Origin of the sequence: Streptomyces parvulus (assembly GCF_014648855.1) — a bacterium.
Lineage (GTDB): Bacteria > Actinomycetota > Actinomycetes > Streptomycetales > Streptomycetaceae > Streptomyces > Streptomyces parvulus.
The window spans coordinates 224,230-242,173 of sequence record NZ_BMRX01000010.1; the positions used below are offsets into that span (position 1 = coordinate 224,230).

Here is a 17,944-nt window from a genome sequence, read left to right on the forward strand (position 1 = left end):
CGCAGGCCGAAGCCTGCGGGTCCCTTCGACTACGGCTCAAGCCAGCGCAGCGTCACGCAGCCTTGGGCGCGTTCACATCGCTCGGCAGCGCCTTCTGCGCGACCTCGACCAGCGCGGCGAAGGCACCGGCGTCGTTGACGGCCAGCTCGGCGAGGATCTTGCGGTCGACCTCGACGTTGGCGGCCTTCAGGCCCTGGATGAAGCGGTTGTACGTGATGCCGTTGGCGCGGGCAGCGGCGTTGATGCGCTGGATCCACAGCTGACGGAAGTCGCCCTTGCGCTTCTTGCGGTCGTTGTAGTTGTAGACCAGCGAGTGGGTGACCTGCTCCTTGGCCTTGCGGTACAGGCGCGAACGCTGACCGCGGTAGCCGGAGGCCTGCTCGAGGATCGCCCGGCGCTTCTTGTGGGCGTTGACTGCCCGCTTGACGCGTGCCACTTGTTAACTCCTTGTAGCGGGGCCGCGGTGAGTCCTCACGCGACCCGGTATCGATGGGGTCCCGGTCGTGTCCGTACGGCGCTCAGTGGCGCCCGTACGTCACTTGCCGAGAAGCTTCTTGATCTTCGCGGCGTCGCCCGGGGCCATCTCGGCGTTGCCGGTCAGGCGGCGCGTGACGCGGGACGACTTGTGCTCGAGCAGGTGGCGCTTGCCGGCGCGCTCGCGGAGCACCTTGCCGGAGCCGGTGATCTTGAAGCGCTTGCTGGCACCGCTGTGCGACTTGTTCTTCGGCATAGCGCCGTTCTCTCCTCGTCGGTGGCACTCCGGTGCCCGGTCGTGAAACCGGGCACGGTGGAGCGTCGCTTGTTTCGGTTGGTCCTGGGGACTCGCGTCCCCCGGGGTCACGCCTCGGCGGGTTCCTGCGCGGGAGCCTCGGCATCCTCGACGTCGTCGGCCTCCGCCGCGTTCTGCGACTTGCCGGGGTTGGCCTTCGCGTCCGCCTTGCGCGCTTCCTGCGCCTGGCGGGCCTCGGCCATCGCCTCGGTCTTCTTCTTGTGCGGACCGAGAACCATGATCATGTTTCGGCCGTCCTGCTTCGGGTTCGACTCGACGAAACCGAGGTCCTGGACGTCCTCCGCGAGACGCTGCAGCAGTCGGTAGCCCAGCTCGGGGCGGGACTGCTCGCGGCCGCGGAACATGATCGTGATCTTGACCTTGTCGCCCTGCTTGAGGAACCGGACGACGTGACCCTTCTTGGTGTCATAGTCGTGCGGGTCGATCTTCGGCCGGAGCTTCATCTCCTTGATGACCGTGTGCGCCTGGTTCTTGCGCGCCTCACGGGCCTTCATGGCCGACTCGTACTTGAACTTCCCGTAGTCCATGAGCTTGCAGACCGGCGGACGGGCGTTCGCCGCGACCTCGACGAGGTCGAGGTCGTACTCCTGCGCAAGCTCCAGGGCCTTGGCAAGCGGAACAATTCCGACCTGCTCGCCGCTGGGACCGACAAGTCGCACCTCGGGAACGCGAATCCGGTCGTTGATGCGGGGCTCGGCGCTGATGGATCCTCCTCGGTAGCACCACGCGACGGTCTGGCAAACGGCCGCGTAACGTCTGTGTTCGATAGACCTAACCGCGCCGGCGCACAAAAAATGCCCCGGACGATCACAGGCGGGGCTCCTCGAACTGCTACCGGAGCACCGTCGCGATGACCGCGGGGCGCGATTTCGGGCCGGTCACCGCCGCTGGGACGGGACCGCCTGACCGGTGACCCGCCGTCCTGAGGACGGCCAGGTGGGAGATCGGAGCCTCCACTTGTGGGCCGGACCCGCTGCCGTGGGCGTGCGTGTCCGACCGGTCGTTACACAAGGTTAGCAGCTCGGCCGGGGAAGGGCTAACCGAGACCGAGTGGGGCGGGGCCGTCCGCTGCGCCTATCGTGTGCGGCATGAGTGAGACCCCGCCTGAGACGCCCGACTTCGACGCCATGACCCGCGACATCGCGGAGGTCCCCGCGGTCGAGGTGATCGTGACGGTCGCCGTCAACCTGATGAGCGCCGCCGCCGTGAAGCTGGGGCTGACCGAGGAGGGCGAGTCGCACAAGGACCTCGACGAGGCGCGCAAGCTCGTGCACGCGCTCGCGGGTCTGCTGGACGCCACGGCGACCGAGATCAGCTCCTTCCACGCCGCGCCCCTGCGGGACGGGCTGAAGTCGCTCCAGCTGGCCTTCCGCGAGGCCTCGCTGGTCCCGGACGAGCCGGGCCAGGGGCCGGGCGAGAAGTACACGGGCGCCGTCTACGGCTGACCCTCCTCCCGCACGTACAAGGGCTCGCCCGGAGGCGCCGCCCCGGCCGGCAGCAGTGCCAGGTCGAGGCCGCGCACCAGGCGGGCCCTCAGTGTCTCGTCGGCGGCCAGCCGCCCGGCGACGGCCCGGGCCGCCCCGGCGGGGTCCTCCAGGGCGGGGTCCAGGACCAGCGCCAGCGTGCCGTCGGCCCGGCCCGGCCCGAGGTGCGCCCGCAGCACGGCCGGCTGCGCCGCGAGGACGGCGCGTACGGCGCCGGTGACGGCCGGGTCGGTGAGCGGGTCGGTACTCGTCCGGCCCTCGGCCAGGGCCAGCAGCACCGCTCCGGTCAGTTCGAAGGGCACCGGTCCGGCGAGGTCCAGGACGACCGTGTCCGCCTTCTCGTGCGCGGCGGCCCGCAGCGCCTGGTGCACGGGTACGGCGACGGGGCGGGCCGCGGGATCCCACCGCGCGAGCGACGCGGTGGAGGTGAAGGCGGGCAGCGCGGTACGGCCCCCGGCCTTCAGGGTGGGCACCGCCATGTCGCTGGTCTTCTCGCGGCGCAGCCCGTTCTCGTCTTTCCCCACCTCACCGAGGACGGCCACGACGGGCACCAGCAGCCGGGCGCCCTTGAGCGCCTCCAGTACCGGCGCGAGGGCGGTACGGTCCTCTGCCCAGGCGGCGAGCGCGGCGTCGAGCCGGGGGTCGGCGGAGCCGTCGTCGTCGGAGTACCCGGACTCGGGGATGTTCTTGTTCACCACGGTCCCCGACCCTAGTTCAGGGTGCGGGCGGCACACGGCGGACCCCCGCGGGAGCGAGGAGGCATCGGTGGAGCAGGCGGGTGGGGCGGCGGACCGGGACGCGCTGCTGGGCGCCGCCATGGCACGGGTGCCCGTGACCGGCGGTGCCGAGGTGGCGGTGGCGGCGCTCGATCCGGCGTCCGGCGCGAGCGCCGCGTGGGGCGCCGGGCGCTTCGAGACGGCGAGCATCGTCAAGGTCGGCATCCTGGCGGCGCTGCTGCTGCGGGCCGGGGACGCGGGCCGGGAACCGACCGTCGCCGAGCGGGCGCACGCCGCGGCGATGATCGTCCGCAGTGACAACGACTCGGCGTCGGCGCTGTGGCGCGCGATCGGCGGGGCGCGCGGGCTGGACGCGGCGCACGAGCGGCTGGGGCTGACGCGCACCGAGGGCGGCGAGGGGACGCTGTGGGGGCTGACGCGGACCACCGCCGTCGACCAGGTGGCGCTTCTGCGGCAGTTGTTCGTCGCGGACGGCTCCCTGCTGGGCGGGGACGCGCGGGCCTGCGTGACCGGCTTGATGGGGCGGATCGCGGACGGTCAGCGCTGGGGGGTGTCGGCGGCGGCCGACGGTTCCGCGTGGGCGCTGAAGAACGGCTGGCTGCGGCGGAGCACGACCGGGTTGTGGGTGGTCAACAGCGTCGGGCGGGTCACCTCGGGCGGTCGCGACCGGCTGGTGGCGGTGGTGTCGCGGGGCAGCGCGACCCTGGCGGAGGGGATCTCGCTGGTCGAGGCGGCGGCCCGGGCCGCGGTGTCGGCGACCGGCGCCGGCGGGCCGGGGGCCGGTCAGAAGTCGTCGTAGCGTTCGCGGCGGCCGCGCCACAGGACCACGGCGGCGACCACCAGGACCCCGCCCGCGCCGCCGGCCAGCGGGGCCGCCCAGGCGGAGGTGGAGTCGTCGGAGGCGTCGGTGTCGGGGCCGGAACCGAAGTACTCCTCGCCGTAGGCGGCCGCGCGCAGCCCGTCCGGCTTCAGGCGGCCGGCCGCCTCGATGGCGGCGGCGGGGTCCACGAAGCCGAAGCCGCGGGAGTCGTCGCGGCCCTCGGCGGGAGCGTTGCGGGCGGTGTCCTCCAGCAGCCCCTTGACCTGGGCCGGGGAGAGGTCCGGGTGGGCCGCCTTCACCAGGGCGGCGGCGCCCGAGACGAAGGCGGAGGCGGCGCTGGTGCCCCAGCCCTCGTAGTACCGGTGGTCGGGGTCGGCGATGATCACGTCGACGCCGGGCGCGCTGACCGTGGCGTACCAGCGGCGGGTGGAGAACGAGGCGCGGGTGCCGTAGCGGTCGACGGCCGTGGCGGCGATGACGCCCGGGTAGGCCGCCGGGTAGGAGACGTGGTCGCCCTTCTCGCCGCCGTTGCCCGCCGAGGCGACGACGATCACGCCCTTGCCGAGGGCGTACTGGATGGCCTCGTCCTCGGCGGGTTCGGGGTGCGCGGAGGCGGAGTCGTCGCCGAGGGAGAGGTTGATGATGTCGGCGCCGTGGTCGGCGGCCCAGCGGATGCCGTCGGCGAGGGCGTTGCCCCGGGTCTTGCGGGCCTTGGCGCGGGACGGGTCGCCGTCCTCCAGGATCACGCGCAGGGGCATGATCCTGGACTCCGGGGCGATGCCCATGACGCCGTCGGCGTTTCCGGCGCCGTGGCCGTGCCCGGCGATGATCCCGGCCATGGCGGTGCCGTGCCGGGCCCAGGCGCGGTCGCCCTCGCTCGCGCCGAAGCCGACCATGTCCTTGCCGGTGAGGACGTTGCCGGCCAGGTCGGGGTGGTCGGCCTCCACGCCCGTGTCCAGGACGGCGACGGTGACGCCCGCGCCCTTGGTGGTGCGCCAGGCGTCCTGGGTGTGCATGGCGTCCAGGGCCCACTGCTGGGCGCGGATGCCGTCGGCGTGGGCGGCGGGCGCGGGGGCGAGCGCGAGGGCGGTGGCCAGGAGGAGGCTCAGGGCGCCTGCCGAGCGGCGGGTGCGGGGGGTGTGCGGCCGGGGTGTGTTCACGAGGGGTGCTCCGTGGCGGGGCCGACGTTCTTGCGCAGGGCGCGTTCGACGCGGTCGGCGAGGCCCTTGGCCTCGTGGCCGAGGCCGGCCTGGGCGGGGGCGGACGTGGCGCCGGACTCCATGGCCTCCCCGGCGGGCTGCGGGTCGTCGACGGTGCGGGCGTCGGCCCAGCCGGAGACGGCGTAGACGACGACGGGGGCGTCGGTGAGGACGGACACCGTCCAGGAGGCCCGCTGCCGGGCGCCGAACCCGGCGGCGGCCGTGTCCTCGGCGGCGTACGGCAGCGGCATGAGGTCGTCGCGGCCGCCCAGGCCCTCGGTCTCGAACCGTTTCGACAGTGAGGTCATGGCGGCGGCGTCGGCCTTGGTGAACAGCATGCCGACGGTGGTGACGTGGCTGCGGGTGGCGTCGGTGTACGTGGCGCGCAGCAGGCGCCGGCAGCCGACGGGGTCGAGCACCTTGGCCAGCAGCCGGTCGAAGGCCGCGGCGCAGTCGGCGTCGGGGGCGACCGCCACCCGGGTCCAGGTGCGGTCGGCACCGCCGGGGCCGGCGCCCTGTCCGTTCACGGTGGGCGGGAAGAGCTGGTCGACCGGCACGCTGTGCCACAGGTCGCCGGCCTCGGCGAAGGCGCCGCCCGCGCCGCCGTCGCCGGAGTCCCCGGCGAGCCAGCTGCCGGTCACCGCTCCGGTGAGGAGGCCCACGCCGAGTACGAGGCAGACGGCGGCGGCGAGGGCCTGCGGGCGCAGCCGGCCGCCGAGCGGGCGGGGCCGGGCGAGGCCGTCGTACCCCTCGGGCCGCGCGAACGACACCCTGGGCCGCCCGTCGCCGGGGGCCGCCGGGGCGCTCCAGGACAGCGCGGGGTCGGGCCGGGAGCCCGCGTCCCCCGGCTCGGCCGGCACGGGCCGCAGCCGCCGGGTCGTCTCGGAGGGGATCTCCGCGGGCGCGCCGGGACCGCGCGCCGTAGCCGCGTCCGGCACCGCGCCCGCGCGGGGTGCGGCCGGGGCTGCCGGGGACGTGCCGGGACGGGACGCCGCGCCGCCGCCGACCACGGGCGGGGCGTCGGGGAACCGGGCCGACGCACGCGGCGCGGGCTCGCGGCCGACCGACGGCGGGGCGTCCGGGAAGCGGGCGGAGGCGCGCGGCGGGGGGACGTTCCGTGGACCGCCCGACGGGTCGTCGAGGTGGAAGCGCGGGTATCTGGGCTGCGCGCGACCGGAGTTGCCGGGGTCCGAGGAGGTCCGGCCGGAGGTCCCGTCGGTGCCCCGGAGGGGTGCGGGCGGCCCGTCCGACGGCCGTCGAGGGGCCCCGGCCGTGTCCTGCGGTGCCGGTGCCCGGGACGGGCGGGGCGGCGCGGCGGGACGCGGTGGAGTCCGCGGGCGCTCCGGAGCGCCCGGGAGGGCGGCGGTGCCGGAGACGGACGCGGTGGGTGAGGCGGTGGCGGGCGAGGGGGAGGACGGTGTGCCGGAGCCCTCGGCGGTCTCCGTCGCCGGGATCGCGCTGCCCGGGCCCCACGCGGCCGCCGGGCGGGGACGTGACGGGGCCTCGGAAGCGGCCGGCGGAGGTGTGGCGGGCCGGGAGGGGGCGTGGGCCGGCGGGGGCGGTGTCGCGGGGGGCCGGGGGGATTCCGGGTGGTCCGAGGCGGTGCCGGAGGCGGGTGCCGGGTGGTCGCCCGGCGGGACGGTGGGGCGGGGCGGATGGGAGGCGCGGCGCGCTTCCGTGCTCATGCACCCCCCCGTTTCTCGGGCCCGGGCCGTTCTCCGGCGCGGGCCGGTGATGTCTCCTGCCCCGGCCCGGCGCGGACCGTTCCGTCCCGGGCACGCTACCCGCACGGAAGGGCCGTCATCCCGGCGCGGAGCCCGGCGGCCCGGTCGCCGGGGTCGTTCCGCCGTGCGTGCGCGTCACTCTACGGCGTGACCCCGCCCGGCGGGGAACCAGTCCGCACGCCCGTGGCATTGGCCCGGAACGTCCCCCTACCCTGCGGTAATCCCGTCTGGCAGGCTGCGGGCATGACTGCGCGCGCCGCCGACCGGGCCCGTTACGACCGGGCCACCGCCCATCTGGACGCCCCCGTGGCCATCGTGGACCTGGAGGCCTTCGACGCCAACGCGGACGACCTGGTCCGCCGGGCCGGCGGCAAGCCGGTCCGGGTGGCCAGCAAGTCCGTACGCTGCCGTGCCCTGCTGGAACGCGCCCTGGCCAAGGACGGGTTCGCCGGGATCATGTCGTACACGCTGGCCGAGTCCCTGTGGCTGGCCCGCTCCGGTTTCGAGGACGTGCTCCTCGCCTACCCGTCGGCGGACCGCTCCGGTTACGCCGAACTGACCGCCGACCCGAAGCTCGCCGCCGCGGTGACCGTGATGATCGACGACCCGGCCCAGCTGGACCTCGTCGACGCGGCCCGGGACGGTGGCCGCGAAGTCGTGCGGGTCTGCCTGGAGTTGGACACCTCGCTGCGGATGTTCGGCGGGCGGGTGCGGGTCGGCGCCCGGCGCTCGCCGCTGCACTCCCCCGCGGACCTGGCCGACCTGGCCCGCGCGGTGGTCCGCCGCGAGGGGTTCGAGGTCGTCGGCGTCATGGCGTACGAGGGCCATGTCGCCGGGGTCGGTGACGCGTTGGCCGGGCGGCCGCTGCGCTCGCGTGCGGTGCGGCTGATGCAGGCCGCCGCCCGGCGGGAACTCGCCGAGCGCCGCGCCGCGGTGGTCCGGGCCGTGCGGGCCGTGGTGCCGGGCCTGGAGTTCGTCAACGGCGGCGGCACGGGCAGCGTGCAGCACACCGCCGCCGAGGACGCGGTCACCGAGATCGCCGCCGGGTCCGGCCTGTACGTGCCGCGCCTGTTCGACAACTACACGTCGTTCACCGGCCGTCCGGCGGCGCTGTTCGCGCAGCCCGTGGTGCGGCGGCCCGGCGTCGGGGTGGTGACCGTGCTGGGCGGCGGCTATCCCGCCTCCGGCGCGGCGGGCGCCGACCGGCTGCCGGAGCCGTACCTGCCGGAGGGGCTGCGCTACGACCCCCAGGAGGGCGCCGGCGAGGTGCAGACGCCGCTGCTGGGCTCCCCGGCCGACGACCTGCTCATCGGCGACAAGGTGTGGTTCCGGCACGCCAAGGCCGGTGAGCTGTGCGAGCGTTTCGACGCGCTGCACCTGGTGGAGGGGGACGCGGTGACGGCGACGGTACCGACGTACCGGGGCGAGGGGCGGACCTTCCTCTAGGCCCCGACCAGGCCCCGGCGCCATCGCGCGGTCAGTCCGTCGGGCCGATGCCACTGCCCACGCCCCCGCCGGTGTCCGCGTCGCCGATGGGCCGGATGCCCTTGGTGATCCGGTCCATGTCGGCGAGCGGCGGCCCCTCCCCGCCCGCGTCGAAGACGTAGCGGACGAGGATCGGGGACTCGGTGCCGACGGTGGAGGGGAACACCAGCGACTGCACGTAGCCGCCGGGCCCCTTGGCCGTCCGCACCCGCCAGCGCACGTAGTAGCCCGCCCGTCCGGCGACCGCGACCTGCCCGGACGCCACCTCCTCATGCGACTTGATGCCGCCGAAGGGCTTGTTGCCGATCAGGTCGCGGTCGTAGGCGTCGTCGGCGGCGTCCTCGATGTCCTGCCGGGCGAGGGTCTTCGGGGAGGACTCGGCGTTCGACGTGACGGTGCGGGAGACGACCATTCCGTGCCGGCACACGCCGCCGTCCGCCGGGCAGTCGTAGGTGCCGTCCGTGGTCATCATGACGTCGTCCTCGGCGACGTACTCGGGCCGGACCCAGCCCCGCGGCAGCGGGAAGGTGACGCCGTTGAGCTGGTCCTCGACCACGGCGGGGCCGTCCGCGGAGGGTTCGGAGCGGGTGGGCGACGGCACGTCGGTCACCGGCGGGTTCCCGGTGTCCGTCGGGACGGCGGGCGGGGCCTGGGCCCCGGGGGCGGTTCCGTCGTCCTCGCCCAGGACGAACACGCCGGTGACGATGGCGCCGACCAGCACGGCCGCGGCGAGGGTGAGCGCCACGGCCCTCCCCCGCCCCGTGCCGCCCGCCCGTCCCTGGGCCGCGCCGGTGGACAGCGGCACGGTCGACGGCTGCCCGGGCGGCGCCTGGGACACCGGGTACGAGACGGGGGCCGCGCCGACCCCGGTGCCCACGGGCCCGCCGTAGCCGGTGTCCGCGGGCGCGCGCCGGTGTTCGGTCCAGGACGTGCCGTCCCACCAGCGTTCCTGATGGGCGGCCGAGGGGTCGCGGTACCAGCCGGGCGGCGGCGTCATGCTCATTCCGGCACTGTAGGACGAGCCGTGCGGTGATCTACAGCGGTGTGACGTACGCCCCGGAGATCCCGCCGTCCACCAGGAAGTCGGTGGCGTTGACGAAGGAGGAGTCGTCGCTGGCCAGGAAGGCGACGGCGGCGGCGATCTCGTCGGCCTCGGCGAACCGCCCGAGCGGAATGTGCACCAGGCGGCGGGCGGCCCGCTCCGGGTCGGTGGCGAACAGCTCCCGCAGCAGCGGGGTGTTGACCGGCCCCGGGCAGAGCGCGTTGACCCGGATGCCCTCCCGGGCGAACTGCACGCCCAGTTCACGGGACATGGCGAGGACACCGCCCTTGGACGCGGTGTACGAGATCTGGGAGGTGGCCGCGCCCATGCGGGCCACGAAGGACGCGGTGTTGATGATGGAGCCCCGGCCCTGGCGCCGCATGTAGGGGATGGCGGCCTTGCAGCACAGGTAGACGGAGGTCAGGTTGACCTCCTGGACGCGCTTCCACGCCTCCAGGCCGGTCTCCAGGATCGAGTCGTCGTCGGGGGGTGAGATGCCCGCGTTGTTGAAGGCGACGTCGACGCTGCCGTAGGTGTCGTACGCCGTGCCGAACAGCGCCTCGACCTGTTCCGGGTCGGTGACGTCGACGCCGACGAAGGTCCCGCCGACCTCCTCGGCCGCCGCCTTGCCCCGGGTCTCGTCGACGTCGCCGCAGACGACGCGGGCGCCCTCGGACGCCAGCCTGCGGACGGTGGCGAGGCCGATGCCGCTGCCGGCTCCGGTGACGACGGCGGTACGGCCGACAAGCCTGCGGCAGACGATCTCTTCGCTCACTGTGCGGGGCCCTCCGTGCTCGACGAGGCGTTGCTGATGAAGACGTTCTTGGTCTCGGTGAAGGCGGCCAGCGCGTCCGGGCCCAGTTCGCGGCCGAGCCCGGACTGCTTGAACCCGCCGAACGGGGTCCAGTAGCGCACGCTGGCATGGGAGTTGACGGAGAGGTTGCCGGCGCGGAGCGCGCCCGAGACGCGCAGCGCGCGGCCGACGTCCCGGGTCCACAGCGAGCCGGACAGGCCGTACTCGGTGGCGTCGGCCAGCCGGATCGCGTCGGCCTCGTCGTCGAAGGGCAGGACGACGGCGACGGGCCCGAAGACCTCCTCGACGGCCGCCCGCGCCTCCGGGCCGACGCCGGTGAGGACGGTCGGCGGGAACCAGAAGCCGGGGCCGCCCTCGGGGGCCTTGCCGCGGATGCCGTCGGCGTCGTCGGGGACGTAGGAGCGGACGCGGTCCAGTTGGGCGCGGGAGATCAGGGGGCCCATCTGAGTGTTCTCGTCGGCCGGGTCGCCGACGCGGACCGACTCGATCGCCGGGGCCAGGAGGGCGAGGAAGCGGTCGTACACGGGCCGCTGGACGAGGATGCGGGTGCGGGCGCAGCAGTCCTGGCCGCTGTTGTCGAGGAAGGACATGGGGGTGGCGGCCGCGGCGGCCTCCAGGTCGGCGTCGGCGAAGACGATGTTGGGGCTCTTGCCGCCGAGTTCGAGGGTGACGGGCTTGAGGAGCGCGGCGCCCTTGGCGGCGACCCGCCGGCCCACGGCCGTGGACCCGGTGAAGACGACCTTCGCCACGCCGGGGTGCTCCACCAGGGCGTCGCCCGCGACGGGTCCGCGTCCGGGCAGCACCTGGAACAGCCCCTCCGGAAGACCGGCCGCCACGGCGAGTTCGGCGAGCCGCAGCGCGGTCAGCGGTGTCGTCTCGGCGGGCTTGAGGAGGACGGCGTTGCCGGCCGCGAGCGCCGGAGCGGTGCCCCAGGCGGCGATGGGCATCGGGAAGTTCCAGGGGGCGATGACGCCGACGACGCCCAGCGGTTCGAGGATCGTCACGTCGAGGCCGCCGGGCACCGGGATCTGCCGTCCGGTGAGCCGCTCCACTCCCCCGGCGGCGTAGTCGAGCAGGTCGCGGACGTTGCCCGCCTCCCAGCGGGCGTTGCCCACGGTGTGGCCGGCCTCCCGGACCTCCAGCGCGGCCAGTTCCTCCAGGTGCCCGTCGACGGCGGCGGCGAAGCGGCGCAGCAGCCGCGCGCGGTCGGCGGGGGCGAGGGCGGCCCAGGCGGTCTGCGCCCGTGCGGCCCGTACGACGGCCGCGTCGACGTCGGCCGCGGAGGCGGCGGGGACGGTGGCGACGACCTCCTCGGTGGCGGGGTTCAGTACGCGCAGTTCGCCGGACGTGTCGTGCGACTCGGACAACGGTGCCTCACATGCGTTCGAAGGAGCGGCGCAGTTCCCAGTCCGTGACGGCGGCGTCGTAGGCGTCGACCTCGACGCGCGCCATGTTGCGGTAGTGGGCGACGACCTCGTCGCCGAAGGCGGCCTTGGCGAGCGCGCTGTTCTCCCACAGCTCGGCGGCCTCGCGCAGGGTGCCGGGAACGTGCGCGTAGTCGGCGGTGTAGGCGTTGCCGGCGCAGGGTTCGGGCAGTTCCAGGCGCTGTTCGACACCGTGCAGGCCGGCCGCGACCATGCCCGCCACCGCCAGGTACGGGTTGACGTCGCCGCCGGGCAGCCGGTTCTCGAAGCGCAGGGAGGCGCCGTGGCCGACGACGCGCAGGGCGCAGGTGCGGTTGTCGCGGCCCCAGGCGACCGCCGTAGGCGCGAAGGAGCCGGGCTGGAAGCGCTTGTAGGAGTTGATGTGCGGGGCGTACAGGAGGGAGAACTCGCGCAGCGCCGCGAGCTGTCCGGCGAGGAAGTGCCGCATGACCTCGGACATGCCGCCCTCCCCGTCGCCGGCCATGGCGCCGGTGCCGTCCTCGCCGGCGAGGGAGAGGTGGATGTGGCAGGAGTTGCCCTCGCGCTCGTTGTACTTGGCCATGAAGGTGAGGGACATGCCCTCCTGGGCGGCGATCTCCTTGGCCCCGGTCTTGTAGATCGCGTGCTGGTCGCAGGTGATCAGGGCGTCGTCGTAGCGGAAGACGATCTCGTGCTGCCCGGGATTGCACTCGCCCTTGGCGGACTCGACGGTGAGGCCGGCGCCCGCCATCTCGTTGCGGATGCGGCGCAGCAGGGGTTCGACGCGGCCGGTACCGAGCACCGAGTAGTCGATGTTGTACTGGTTGGCCGGGGTCAGACCGCGGTAGTCCGCGTCCCAGGCCTGCTCGTAGGTGTCCCGGAAGACGATGAACTCCAGCTCGGTGCCGGCCCGCGCGGTCAGGCCGTGGCCGGCGAGGCGTTCGAGCTGGCGGCGCAGGATCTGGCGGGGCGCGGCGGGCACCGGGCCGCCGTCCTCCCAGGCGAGGTCGGCGACGACCATGGCGGTGCCCGCGTTCCACGGCAGGCGGCGCAGGGTGGCCAGGTCGGCGTGCATGGCGAAGTCGCCGTAGCCGCGGTCCCAGGAGGACATCGCGTAGCCGTCCACGGTGTTCATGTCGGCGTCGACGGCGAGGAGGTAGTTGCAGCCCTCGGTGCCGTGTGCCAGGACCTCGTCGAGGAAGAAGCGGGCCGCGAACCGCTTGCCCTGGAGGCGGCCCTGCATGTCGGGGAAGGCCAGGACGACGGTGTCGATGTCTCCGGCGGCGACGAGGGCGTGCAGTTCCTCGACCCCGAGCGGGGGTGTGCGGTCGGGCACGGGGAGAGCCTCCTTTGGCCGGGAGCCATAAGGTATTGCCGGGAACCATTGCTTGGGAAGGGGGCGCGGCCGCATGCCGGAGGAATCCGGGGGGAGCGTGGCGGACCGGCTCGCACCGGTGCTGCGGCCGGTGCGCGCCGGCAACGGCTTCGAGGAGGCGCTGGAGCAGATCCTCCAGGTGGTCAGGCTGGGCCTGGTGTCCGACGGGGAGCGGCTGCCGGCCGAGCGGGAGCTGGCGGAGCGGCTCGGGATCAGCCGGGTGACGCTGCGTGAGGTGCTGCGGGTGCTCCAGGACCAGGGGCTGGTCCTGGCCCGGCGGGGCCGGTACGGCGGAACGTTCGTGCTGCCCCGCCCCGACGCGGGCGGCGAGGACGAGCTGCGGCGCCGGGTGGCCGGGGTCGACATCGAGGACGTACTGCGCTTCCGCGAGGTGCTGGAGGTCGGCGCGGCGGGTCTGTGCGCGGCGCACGGGCTGCCGGACGACGGGGCGGGGCGGCTGCGCGGGGCGCTGGCGGCCACGCGGGACGCCCCGCTGGGGCGGTACCGGCGGCTGGACACGATGCTGCACCTCACCCTCGCGGAGCTGTCCGGCTCACCGGCGCTCGCGGCGCAGTACGCGGCCGTCCGGGCCACCCTGAACGACCTGCTGGACTGCATCCCGCTGCTGGTGCGCAACCTGGAGCACTCCCAGCACCAGCACGCGGCCCTGGTGGACGCCGTGCTCGACGGGGACGCGGACGGGGCCCGGGAGATCGCGCGGGAGCACTGCGCGGGGACGGCGGCGCTGCTGCGGGGGTTCCTGACGTGAGGTGGCCGCGCGGGCGGTCGCGCCGGCAAAGGTATGGGGACGGTCCGTGAAGGCGGGCGGAGGACGGAGGGCTCGGACGGTGACGGACAGGCCGCTGATCGGTGTCAGCACGTATCTGGAGACCGGCGCGCGCTGGGGCGTGTGGGAACTGGAGGCGGCGCTGCTGCCCGCCGGGTACCCGCGGCTGGTGCAGCGGGCGGGCGGACTGGCGGTGATGCTGCCGCCGGACGCCCCGGAGCACGCGGCGGCGACGCTCGCCCGCCTCGACGGGCTGGTGATCGCGGGCGGCCCGGACGTGGAACCGGTCCGCTACGGCGCCGAACCCGACCCGCGCACCGGCCCGCCCGCGCGGGCCCGCGACACGTGGGAGCTGGCGCTGATCGAGGCCGCCCTGGCCGCCCGGCTGCCGCTGCTGGGCGTCTGCCGGGGCATGCAGCTCCTCAACGTCGCCCGGGGCGGCACCCTCGTCCAGCACATCGAGGGGCACGCCGAGGTCGTGGGCGCGTTCGGAGGGCATCCGGTCAAGCCGGTGCCGGGCACGCTGTACGCCGGTGTGGTGCCGGAGGAGGCCTTCGTGCCGACCTACCACCACCAGGCGGTCGAGCGGCTCGGCACGGGCCTGGTCCCCTCGGCCCACGCCGCGGACGGCACCGTGGAGGCCCTGGAACTCCCGTCCGCGCCCGGCTGGGTCCTGGGCGTGCAGTGGCACCCGGAGATGGGCGAGGACGTACGCGTGATGCGGGCCCTGGTGGAGGCGGCGGCCCGGCGGTCCTGACCCGGCCGAGGGCGGACACGCCGAGCCCCTACACCCGCGTCAGCGACAGCAGGTGCCGGGCCGGTCCCGTCGGCCGGTGTCCCGTCGGCCAGACGGCGCGCAGGTCGCGGGCGAGGGTGACGTCCGCGAGGGGGACGCTCACCAGGCGGCGGTTGGTCAGTTCCTCGCCGACCGCGAGTTCGCTGAGGACCGAGGGCCCCGCGCCGCTCACGGCCGCCGCCTTCACCGCCGTGGTGGAGGACAGCTCGATCAGGGGGCGGGCCAGACCGCCCAGGGCGGCGTCGAGGACCTGCCGGGTGCCCGAGCCCTTCTCGCGCAGGATCAGCGGGGTGGCCGCCAGTTCGGCGGCCGCCAGCGGGTGCCTGCGGCGCGCCCACGGGTGGCCCGGCGCGGTGACGACCACGAGCCGGTCGTGGGCGATGACCGCGGAGTCGAGGCCCGCGGGGACGCTGACCCCCTCGACGAAGCCGAGGTCGGCCTCGTCGGCCAGCAGACGCGCCGCCACCGTCGCCGAGTTCCCGGCGAGCAGGGAGACCGCCGTGTCGGGCAGCTGGGTGCGCAGCGCGACCAGCCAGCCCGGCAGCAGGTACTCGGCGATCGTCATGCTCGCCGCCACCCGCAGCCGCGAGTCCCGCCGGTCCCGCAGCGCCTGCGCGCCCGCGTCGAACGCCTCGGCGGCCTCGACGATCCGCCGCGCCCAGTCCGTGACCAGCACGCCCGCGTCGGTCAGCCGGGAGCCGCGCGGCGAGCGGTCCACCAGCGCGACGCCCAGCTGCCGTTCCATCGAGCGGACGCGGCTGCTGGCGGCCGGCTGCGTGATGCCCAGCTCGCGCGCGGCACCGCCGAGGCTGCCCAGCCTGGCCACCGCCAGCAGCAGCTCCATCGCGCCGAGGTCCGGGACCCGGTGCGCCAGCGAACCCGGCACCCCCTGACCACCCCGGCCGGTCTGCTCACCCTCCGCCATGCTCCTGCCCATAACCCCAGCTTATGCCCTCATAGAGACATGATCCCTGGTCAGCGGCTTCGCCTCCGGTGAGGGTGGAGGCATGGTCACCGTCGCCCAGCCCCACTCCCCCGCCACCCCGGCCCGGCGCGTCCCGGCCGTCCGCCACCTCGGGCCCAACTGGTACGCCTGCGTCATGGGCACCGCCGTCGTCGGCGGCGCGGGAGCCGCGCTGCCGGGGCACATACCCGGACTGCGCACGGTGTGCACGGCGATCTGGGCGCTGTCGCTCGTCCTGCTCGCGGTGCTGCTCGTGGCCCGGTCCCTGCACTGGCTCCACCACCGCGACCAGGCCCGCGCCCACCTCCTCGACCCGGGCGCGGCCCCGTTCTACGGCTGCCTGTCGATGGCGCTGCTGGCCGTGGGCGGCGGCGCCCTGACGGTCGGCCGGGACTGGACCGGCACAGCCGCGGCCGTCGCGCTGGACGCCGTGCTGTTCACCGCCGGTACGGTCGTCGGGCTCGCGGCGGCGGTGGCGGTGCCGTACCTGATGGCCGTGCGGCACCGGGTGGAGCCGGGGCAGGCCAGTCCGGTGTGGCTGCTGCCGCTCGTCGCACCCATGGTGTCGGCGGCCGTCGGCCCGCTGCTGGTCCCGCACCTCCCGCCGGGCCAGCCCCGCGAGACGCTGCTGCTCGCGTGCGTCGCCCTGTTCGGCGTGAGCCTGCTGGCGACGCTGGTCACCCTGCCGCTGGTCTTCGGCCGGCTGCTCACCGGCGGCCCGCTGCCGCTCGCGCTCACCCCGTCGCTGTTCCTGGTGCTGGGCCCGCTCGGGCAGTCGACGACCGCGGTGGGCGCGTTCGCCGACGTGGCCCCGGGGGTCGTGCCGGCGCCGTACGCCGAGGGCTTCGCGGTGCTCGCGGTGCTCTACGGCGTGCCCGTGACGGGCTTCGCGCTGCTGTGGCTGTGCCTGGCCACCGCGCACGTCGTGCGGGCCCGGCGCGAGGGCATGGGCTTCTCGATGACCTGGTGGTCGTTCACCTTCCCGGTGGGCACCTGCGTCACCGGCGCGGCGGCCCTGGCCCGGCACACGGGGCTGGTCGCCTACGAGGCGCTCGCCGTCGTGCTGTACGCCCTGCTGGTCGCCGCCTGGACCGTCGCCGCCGCGCACACCGTGCGGGGGCTGCTCAGCGGCGCGCTGCCCGCAGGGCCTCGGCCAGGGCCCGGGGCGCCCGTCCCAGCGACGGTCCGTACCACGTGAGGTACCGCCCGTCGACGAGGGCGCAGGGCAGGCCGGGGAAGGCCTCCGGGCCGTCGTCGGCGGTGAACCGGTACGGCTCGTCCGGCAGGACCACGACGTCCGGGCGGGCGGCCCGCAGTTCCTCGACGGGGATCTTCGGATACCGCTCGGGGTGGGAGGCGTGGAGGTGGTCGACGCCCAGGCGGGCGAGCACGTCACCGGCGAAGGTGTCGCGGCCCAGCACCATCCAGGGCCTGCGCCAGATCGGCACCACGGCGCTCCGGCGCTCCCCGGGGAACGGCGGCGCCGGGTCGCTCCAGGCAGCCTCGGCGTCGTCGAGCCACCACGGGCGGGACGGGGCGCCGCACGCGGTGAGCACCCGGTCCAGCTCGGTCCAGGCCTGCGGCACGGTGCGCACCTCGGTCACCAGCACCTCGACGCCGGCCGCGCGCAGGGCGTCCAGGTCGGGCGCGCGGTTCTCCTCCTCGTTGGCGATCACCAGGTCGGGAGCGAGGGCGGCGATCCGGTCGGTGTCCGGGTTCTTGGTGCCGCCCACGCGCACGGCGTCCAGCCCGGCCGGGTGGGTGCACCAGTCGGTGGCACCGGCGAGGACACCGGGGAGGGTGCGGGCCACCGCCTCGGTCAGGGAGGGCACCAGGGAGACCACCCTCACCGCCGGGGCCCCTCCCGGACCGCCTCGATGTGCTCGGCGACGGCGACCACGACCAGCCGCGTGTCGGGCACCGTGGCCCGCCACCGGTGCCGTACGCCGCCGGTCAGGTACAGCGTGTCGCCCCGGCCCAGCCGGTAGGCACGGCCCTCGGCCTCGATCTCCACGGCGCCCTCGGCGACGAACATCAACTGGTCGTTGCGGTACTGCAGTTCACGGCCGACGTCATGGTCGCCGGTGAACTCGGAGGCGTGCATCTGGTGGTGCCCGCGCACCAGGGAGCGCACCTTGGGGGCCAGCTCGGGGTCGGGGTCCTCGTCGCGGACCACGTCGACGCTGCACGCGGGGTCGGCGGCGGCGAGCAGCTCCACGGCGGTGGTGCGCAGGGCGTCGGCCACCTTCTCCAGGGAGCTCTGGCTGGGCCGGGCCCGGTCGTTCTCGATCTGGCTGAGGAAGGGCACGGACAGGCCGCTGCGCTCGGACACCACGGCGAGCGTCAGGTCGAGGGAGCGGCGCCGGCGCCGCACGGCCGCGCCGACCCGGAGGTGCTGATCCTTGTGGTCGCCCATCGCTCCGGCTCCCTCCTTCACCCGTCGTCGTACCGCCGCCGTGCCCGTTTCGGGGCGCCGTCCTCCTGATGAGTTCTCTGCACCCTACGCATGTTCGGCAAACCGTTT

Annotated in this window: 19 protein-coding genes; 6 read left to right on the plus strand and 13 right to left on the minus strand. The window is 75.0% G+C overall.

What is annotated here, in order from left to right; all coding sequences use genetic code 11:
- Positions 1-52: 52 nt before the first annotated feature.
- From rplT to infC, 3 genes are all read right to left on the minus strand, one after another.
- Positions 53-436, minus strand: coding sequence for a 50S ribosomal protein L20 (gene rplT / locus IE108_RS21320; protein ID WP_004002577.1), 384 nt, complete (start codon positions 434-436; stop codon positions 53-55).
- Positions 437-535: 99 nt separating this feature from the next.
- Positions 536-730 (minus strand): 50S ribosomal protein L35, encoded by a 195-nt coding sequence (gene rpmI, locus IE108_RS21325; RefSeq protein WP_003977225.1) that lies wholly within the window; start codon positions 728-730, stop codon positions 536-538.
- A 107-nt stretch (positions 731-837) separates the two neighbouring features.
- Entirely contained in the window at positions 838-1,494 is a 657-nt protein-coding gene (infC, locus tag IE108_RS21330) for a translation initiation factor IF-3 (RefSeq protein ID WP_107420387.1), read from the minus strand.
- Positions 1,495-1,878: 384 nt separating this feature from the next.
- Here infC and IE108_RS21335 point away from each other — a divergent pair, with 384 nt between their 5' ends.
- On the plus strand, positions 1,879-2,235 hold the full coding sequence (locus IE108_RS21335) for a DUF1844 domain-containing protein (RefSeq protein ID WP_064726998.1): 357 nt from the start codon (positions 1,879-1,881) through the stop codon (positions 2,233-2,235).
- Here IE108_RS21335 and IE108_RS21340 read toward each other — a convergent pair.
- A complete protein-coding gene (locus IE108_RS21340; RefSeq protein ID WP_064726999.1) occupies positions 2,226-2,972 on the minus strand; it encodes an SseB family protein in 747 nt (248 codons plus the stop codon). The genes IE108_RS21335 and IE108_RS21340 overlap by 10 nt on opposite strands.
- 67 nt (positions 2,973-3,039) lie before the next feature.
- On the opposite strand from IE108_RS21340, the gene IE108_RS21345 reads away from it, so the two are divergent.
- Positions 3,040-3,810: a serine hydrolase gene (locus tag IE108_RS21345; RefSeq protein WP_373297020.1), complete on the plus strand. Its 771-nt coding sequence runs from the start codon at positions 3,040-3,042 to the stop codon at positions 3,808-3,810.
- Here the strand turns inward: IE108_RS21345 and mycP are convergent.
- Entirely contained in the window at positions 3,795-4,991 is a 1,197-nt protein-coding gene (gene mycP, locus IE108_RS21350; protein WP_064727000.1) for a type VII secretion-associated serine protease mycosin, read from the minus strand. The two genes, IE108_RS21345 and mycP, sit on opposite strands and share 16 nt — an antisense overlap.
- Positions 4,988-6,715 carry a hypothetical protein gene (locus IE108_RS35260; protein ID WP_308433794.1) on the minus strand — a complete coding sequence of 576 codons (1,728 nt, stop codon included), beginning with the start codon at positions 6,713-6,715 and terminating at the stop codon, positions 4,988-4,990. Before IE108_RS35260 ends, mycP begins: the two co-directional genes overlap by 4 nt.
- 282 nt (positions 6,716-6,997) lie before the next feature.
- Between IE108_RS35260 and IE108_RS21360 the strand changes: the two genes are divergently transcribed.
- The gene (locus tag IE108_RS21360) at positions 6,998-8,200 is read left to right on the plus strand and encodes an amino acid deaminase/aldolase (protein ID WP_064727001.1); all 1,203 of its coding nucleotides are present in this window, start codon (positions 6,998-7,000) and stop codon (positions 8,198-8,200) included.
- A 31-nt stretch (positions 8,201-8,231) separates the two neighbouring features.
- Here IE108_RS21360 and IE108_RS21365 read toward each other — a convergent pair whose 3' ends face one another.
- Genes IE108_RS21365 through IE108_RS21380 form a run of 4 tightly spaced genes read right to left on the minus strand, consistent with a single transcriptional unit; the run spans position 8,232 to position 12,834 of the window.
- A complete protein-coding gene (locus tag IE108_RS21365; protein WP_064727002.1) occupies positions 8,232-9,236 on the minus strand; it encodes a DUF2510 domain-containing protein in 1,005 nt (334 codons plus the stop codon).
- A 37-nt stretch (positions 9,237-9,273) separates the two neighbouring features.
- Complete coding sequence (locus IE108_RS21370; protein ID WP_064727003.1) at positions 9,274-10,056, minus strand: 3-oxoacyl-ACP reductase; 783 nt, start codon at positions 10,054-10,056, stop codon at positions 9,274-9,276.
- Positions 10,053-11,462 (minus strand): aldehyde dehydrogenase family protein, encoded by a 1,410-nt coding sequence (locus tag IE108_RS21375; RefSeq protein ID WP_064727004.1) that lies wholly within the window; start codon positions 11,460-11,462, stop codon positions 10,053-10,055. Before IE108_RS21375 ends, IE108_RS21370 begins: the two co-directional genes overlap by 4 nt.
- Positions 11,463-11,469: 7 nt before the next feature.
- Positions 11,470-12,834 (minus strand): glutamine synthetase family protein, encoded by a 1,365-nt coding sequence (locus IE108_RS21380; RefSeq protein ID WP_064727005.1) that lies wholly within the window; start codon positions 12,832-12,834, stop codon positions 11,470-11,472.
- Positions 12,835-12,907: 73 nt separating this feature from the next.
- Here IE108_RS21380 and IE108_RS21385 point away from each other — a divergent pair, with 73 nt between their 5' ends.
- Complete coding sequence (locus IE108_RS21385; RefSeq protein WP_064727006.1) at positions 12,908-13,642, plus strand: FadR/GntR family transcriptional regulator; 735 nt, start codon at positions 12,908-12,910, stop codon at positions 13,640-13,642.
- 79 nt (positions 13,643-13,721) lie between these two features.
- The gene (locus tag IE108_RS21390) at positions 13,722-14,417 is read left to right on the plus strand and encodes a gamma-glutamyl-gamma-aminobutyrate hydrolase family protein (protein ID WP_064727007.1); all 696 of its coding nucleotides are present in this window, start codon (positions 13,722-13,724) and stop codon (positions 14,415-14,417) included.
- Between the two features lie 28 nt (positions 14,418-14,445).
- Here the strand turns inward: IE108_RS21390 and IE108_RS21395 are convergent, their stop codons facing one another.
- On the minus strand, positions 14,446-15,393 hold the full coding sequence (locus IE108_RS21395) for a LysR family transcriptional regulator (protein WP_229852245.1): 948 nt from the start codon (positions 15,391-15,393) through the stop codon (positions 14,446-14,448).
- A 70-nt stretch (positions 15,394-15,463) separates the two neighbouring features.
- On the opposite strand from IE108_RS21395, the gene IE108_RS21400 reads away from it, so the two are divergent.
- Positions 15,464-16,618, plus strand: coding sequence for a TDT family transporter (locus IE108_RS21400; RefSeq protein ID WP_064727009.1), 1,155 nt, complete (start codon positions 15,464-15,466; stop codon positions 16,616-16,618).
- Here IE108_RS21400 and IE108_RS21405 read toward each other — a convergent pair.
- Both IE108_RS21405 and IE108_RS21410 read right to left on the minus strand, forming a co-directional pair.
- Positions 16,545-17,270 (minus strand): helical backbone metal receptor, encoded by a 726-nt coding sequence (locus IE108_RS21405; protein ID WP_064727010.1) that lies wholly within the window; start codon positions 17,268-17,270, stop codon positions 16,545-16,547. The two genes, IE108_RS21400 and IE108_RS21405, sit on opposite strands and share 74 nt — an antisense overlap.
- Positions 17,267-17,836 (minus strand): helix-turn-helix domain-containing protein, encoded by a 570-nt coding sequence (locus IE108_RS21410; RefSeq protein WP_064727011.1) that lies wholly within the window; start codon positions 17,834-17,836, stop codon positions 17,267-17,269. The genes IE108_RS21405 and IE108_RS21410 overlap by 4 nt, the downstream gene beginning before the upstream one ends.
- Positions 17,837-17,944: the final 108 nt, after the last annotated feature.

Excerpts from the sequence above, each read along its gene's own strand:
- IE108_RS21395 (WP_229852245.1), bottom strand. The coding sequence starts at position 15,393 with ATGGGCAGGAGCATGGCGGAGGGTGAGCAGACCGGCCGGGGTGGTCAG.
- IE108_RS21385 (WP_064727006.1), top strand. The coding sequence starts at position 12,908 with ATGCCGGAGGAATCCGGGGGGAGCGTGGCGGACCGGCTCGCACCGGTG.
- rpmI (WP_003977225.1), bottom strand. The coding sequence starts at position 730 with ATGCCGAAGAACAAGTCGCACAGCGGTGCCAGCAAGCGCTTCAAGATC.
- IE108_RS21360 (WP_064727001.1), top strand. The coding sequence starts at position 6,998 with ATGACTGCGCGCGCCGCCGACCGGGCCCGTTACGACCGGGCCACCGCC.
- IE108_RS21335 (WP_064726998.1), top strand. The coding sequence starts at position 1,879 with ATGAGTGAGACCCCGCCTGAGACGCCCGACTTCGACGCCATGACCCGC.
- IE108_RS35260 (WP_308433794.1), bottom strand. The coding sequence starts at position 6,715 with ATGAGCACGGAAGCGCGCCGCGCCTCCCATCCGCCCCGCCCCACCGTC.
- IE108_RS21365 (WP_064727002.1), bottom strand. The coding sequence starts at position 9,236 with ATGACGCCGCCGCCCGGCTGGTACCGCGACCCCTCGGCCGCCCATCAG.
- IE108_RS21400 (WP_064727009.1), top strand. The coding sequence starts at position 15,464 with ATGGTCACCGTCGCCCAGCCCCACTCCCCCGCCACCCCGGCCCGGCGC.
- IE108_RS21410 (WP_064727011.1), bottom strand. The coding sequence starts at position 17,836 with ATGGGCGACCACAAGGATCAGCACCTCCGGGTCGGCGCGGCCGTGCGG.